This window comes from Deltaproteobacteria bacterium (genome assembly GCA_019308995.1).
Taxonomy (GTDB): domain Bacteria; phylum Desulfobacterota; class Desulfarculia; order Adiutricales; family JAFDHD01; genus JAFDHD01.
Map to the genome: position 1 here is coordinate 1 of JAFDHD010000192.1, position 3,371 is coordinate 3,371.

The window sequence follows — 3,371 nt, forward strand, 5'->3', positions numbered from 1 at the left end:
CTCTAAATAGATTTGGGAAGCTAAAGAATGAAAATATTTGTATTATTAATAAGTTATGCACTAACACAATGTGCCCTCTTAAACTAATTTGCCAACTCTTTTGGAGAAGAACCTTATTTATTAATCTATTTCTTGACCACAGGTATCCATCGCACATGGGAGCCGCCAAAGGGGAGGCTGGTCAGGCGGTGGTAATGGCTGCCATCCGCGTTGACCACGACCGGGCCGACGTATCTATCATCACCATTCCACTCGCTAAAGACGATACGGTTATCCTCAGACCAGTCGGAGATGCCATGCACGGCAGGGTTATTCTCCGGTGACAGCCGTTTCAGGTCCGTGCCATAGACCACGGGGAGATGCTGGGCGACCATGGGCTGATGTTTAAAAACGTGTTCTACAAGGGCGCTGTGCTGGTGCCCAACATCATCCGCCCCCCCAAACCCATAAAACCGCGTCGGGTTAATGATCTCATCCAGTCAATTGACCTAACCGCCACCATTATAGACATTGCGCAGGCCGAGTCGCCCAGAGGCGCTTGGGGCAAGTCCCTCATCCCTTACCTCAAAGGCAAAGGCAAACCTCGCGAGGCGGCCTTCAGTGAACTGGCGGGCCACCGCAACAAAGGCAATTTTTTCGTCATGGTCGCCACACAGCGTTACCGGTACCTCTATGACCGCCAGAATGAGATACCCTGTGAGCTGTATGACCTCAAGGAAGACCCGGACGAGTTAAATAACCTGGTTAAAGACCCGGGATATAAAGACCTGCGCCAGGATTTGCACCGAGACTTTCTGGAGCCGTTTCTCGCAGGCCGTATCGGGTGATGGTGTCAATTAACGAAAATACGCTCCGGTTGAAAAAATAAGAGATTACTTCGTCGCTTCGCTCCTCCCAAAACACTCGTTAGTAAGTGTGTGACGACAACTTGATACTTGTTATTCCCCCGACAGCACGTCCTTATTGGCCTTGAGGAAGTCCTCCTCGATTTCAACCGCAAAGGTATTCAGAACCTTTGCCACCATGGACCAGTGTCCGATAGATAGCGTCAGTTCCACCAGGCCGGTATGGTCCAGGATTTCAGCGGCCGCAGTAAAGGTTTCGTCTGAAGGCCGACTGTCCTTCATGACCTCCTCGGTGAAGGCCAGAATGACCTTGTCTTCCTTGGTAAACAGGTCTGAGTCTCGCCAGCTTTCCATCTGCTTGACCTGCTCCGGAGCAAGCCCTGTCCGCAGAGCGATGGGTACGTGGTGGGCCCATTCATAGCGCGAGCCGCACATTTGGGAAATCCTGATAATGGCCAGCTCGCGATACCGGGAATCCAGGTCTGCTTTGAAGAGAAGCCTGTCTCCATAACGAATGAACTCCCGCGCCGCAGCGCTGCTGTGCGCGACCATGAGAAAAAGATTTCCTATGGGACCGGAGTTGGCTTCCATCTTGGCAAAAAAGTCCTGAATCTTTTTTGGTGAGTTTTCAAGATCTGCATAAGGTATTCTGGACATAACCCCTCCTTATTAATGATATTGCCCGGCCAGAATGGTTTTCTCCGCCGAGTTTAGGTTCGTTCGATTCATGTTGCAAGCGTTTTGTGGAAATCGCAGCTGATACCTCAGGCTCTGCCTCCTGGAACGGTGAGTGATTATCTTAAGCCGGATTTTGTGATGGATAGACACTGCGATTCAATGCTTGACAAAGGAAAATTACATGAATTATTATGTAGTACACGAAAGGATCGTTAATGGACCAATACGAAAACTGTATCATCTTTCTCCTGGCCAAGGCCTATCAGGGAGCTCAAGGCCTCTTTAAGAAAAAGCTTAAACCTTACGGCCTGACGCCGGTTCAGCATCTGATTTTGGAAGCGCTCTGGGAAGAGGACGGGCAGACAGCCGGTGACATTGGAAAAAAGCTGATCCTTGATCATGCCACCGTTTCCGGTGTGCTTGACCGAATGATGGACAGCGGCTGGATAACCAAGGAAACAGACGAGGCAGATAAAAGATTCCTTCGCGTTTACCTTTCAGACAGGGCTCAAGAACTCAAGCCCTCCCTTATCAGGGCTAGAGAGGAGGCCAATGAAGAAATCCTGGAGAATATGACTCTGGAAGAAAAAATTGTACTGAAGCGTCTGCTTAAAGAAATGAAGGCCTGATTTTTAACCATACGACGTTTCGTGTACTACTTATTTTAAAACCACCCGCCCCCATCCCTTTGGGGACTTCACAGGAGGGAAACATGTCAGATCAAGAAATTTACAAAAAATTTATTGAGTGGTTGGGAAACACCTGGTGGGAGTTAACTGAATCCGAGCACCTGATGCCCACCGTCACTTCCTATATCACGCCTGAAGACGCGGCTTTCCTGACCGGAATGCCCTTTTCCGGCAAAAGTCTGGAGGAGATGGCCGCCATTAAAGAAATGGACCCGGCCGAACTCGCCCCTCGCCTGAAAGAACTGGCCCAGAAAGGACTGATTTATGAGAGTATCAGGGGAGATTCCACTCGATACAGACTCAGTGACTCCTTTTTTCTTTTTTTACGCACGATCTATTGGTCTGGTAAGACCAGCGAGACGATTGACGCCACCACGCCGCACCTCAATAAATACTTTATGGACGGCTGGTTCGATCAGTACGCGGACACGCACGCCAAGGGGCTGAGGACCATTCCGGTTGAAAAAACCGTCGAGGACACCCGGCAGGTTCTGCCATTTGAAGACATCGTCAAGGTGATTGAAGACCGGGAGTATTATACGGTTTCCGCCTGTCCCTGCCGCATGAGGCACAACATTGACCCGAATACCAAAGACTGCAACCACCCCCTGGAAGTTTGCCTCCATTTCGATGAACTCGGCCGGTATATTGTTAAAAATGACATGGGCCGGGAAATAACCAAGGAAGAGACCTTTGAAATTCTGAAAAAGGCCGCGGACGCCGGTTTAGTGCATGGTATTTCAAACTGGGAGAACAACCCGGACACAATCTGCAACTGCTGTGTTGATTCCTGTATCTGGTTTGAGGCTTTTCACCAGCTCGGCCATGACCGGAGCCTTGATCCCTCCAACTACCAGGTCCAGGTAACGGCTGAAACGTGCAGAGGCTGCGCCCTCTGTGTCAAGCGGTGCCCCATGGACGCCATTCAGCTCCAGTTCTCTCCTCGGGCCACTAATAAGTTTCGCAAAGTAGCGGTAGTCAATACGGATTTATGCATCGGGTGCGGCGTTTGCGCTCACAAGTGTCCCACAGACTCGCTGGTGCTGGCGCGCAAAGAAGAGATCACCACCCCGCCGAAAACGGTTCGTGAATATGGCGCTCGTTATCTGGCCGATCGCCGTGAAGCCCGTGAGAAAAGAGAGGCACAAGCTAGTTAAAC

At 50.5% G+C, this 3,371-nt stretch carries 5 protein-coding genes; 3 read left to right on the forward strand and 2 right to left on the reverse strand.

The genetic code is table 11. The features are described from left to right. Positions 1–125: 125 nt before the first annotated feature. Positions 126–374, reverse strand: a complete 249-nt coding sequence (locus JRI95_16680) for a hypothetical protein (protein MBW2063180.1) — start codon at positions 372–374, stop codon at positions 126–128. A gap of 6 nt (positions 375–380) precedes the next feature. On the opposite strand from JRI95_16680, the gene JRI95_16685 reads away from it, so the two are divergent. Next, the gene (locus JRI95_16685; GenBank protein MBW2063181.1) at positions 381–827 is read left to right on the forward strand and encodes a DUF4976 domain-containing protein; all 447 of its coding nucleotides are present in this window, start codon (positions 381–383) and stop codon (positions 825–827) included. Between the two features lie 111 nt (positions 828–938). Here the strand turns inward: JRI95_16685 and JRI95_16690 are convergent, their stop codons facing one another. Next, positions 939–1,502, reverse strand: a complete 564-nt coding sequence (locus JRI95_16690) for a carboxymuconolactone decarboxylase family protein (protein ID MBW2063182.1) — start codon at positions 1,500–1,502, stop codon at positions 939–941. 236 nt (positions 1,503–1,738) lie between these two features. Between JRI95_16690 and JRI95_16695 the strand changes: the two genes are divergently transcribed. Then, a complete protein-coding gene (locus JRI95_16695) occupies positions 1,739–2,152 on the forward strand; it encodes a MarR family transcriptional regulator (GenBank protein MBW2063183.1) in 414 nt (137 codons plus the stop codon). An 83-nt stretch (positions 2,153–2,235) separates the two neighbouring features. Continuing rightward, positions 2,236–3,369 (forward strand): 4Fe-4S binding protein, encoded by a 1,134-nt coding sequence (locus JRI95_16700; GenBank protein MBW2063184.1) that lies wholly within the window; start codon positions 2,236–2,238, stop codon positions 3,367–3,369. Positions 3,370–3,371 lie beyond the last annotated feature (2 nt).

What these genes read in the sequence shown, in the direction of transcription:
- JRI95_16680 (MBW2063180.1), bottom strand. Translation starts at nt 374, where the DNA reads ATGGTCGCCCAGCATCTCCCCGTGGTCTATGGCACGGACCTGAAACGG.
- JRI95_16685 (MBW2063181.1), top strand. Translation starts at nt 381, where the DNA reads ATGTTTAAAAACGTGTTCTACAAGGGCGCTGTGCTGGTGCCCAACATC.
- JRI95_16690 (MBW2063182.1), bottom strand. Translation starts at nt 1,502, where the DNA reads ATGTCCAGAATACCTTATGCAGATCTTGAAAACTCACCAAAAAAGATT.
- JRI95_16695 (MBW2063183.1), top strand. Translation starts at nt 1,739, where the DNA reads ATGGACCAATACGAAAACTGTATCATCTTTCTCCTGGCCAAGGCCTAT.
- JRI95_16700 (MBW2063184.1), top strand. Translation starts at nt 2,236, where the DNA reads ATGTCAGATCAAGAAATTTACAAAAAATTTATTGAGTGGTTGGGAAAC.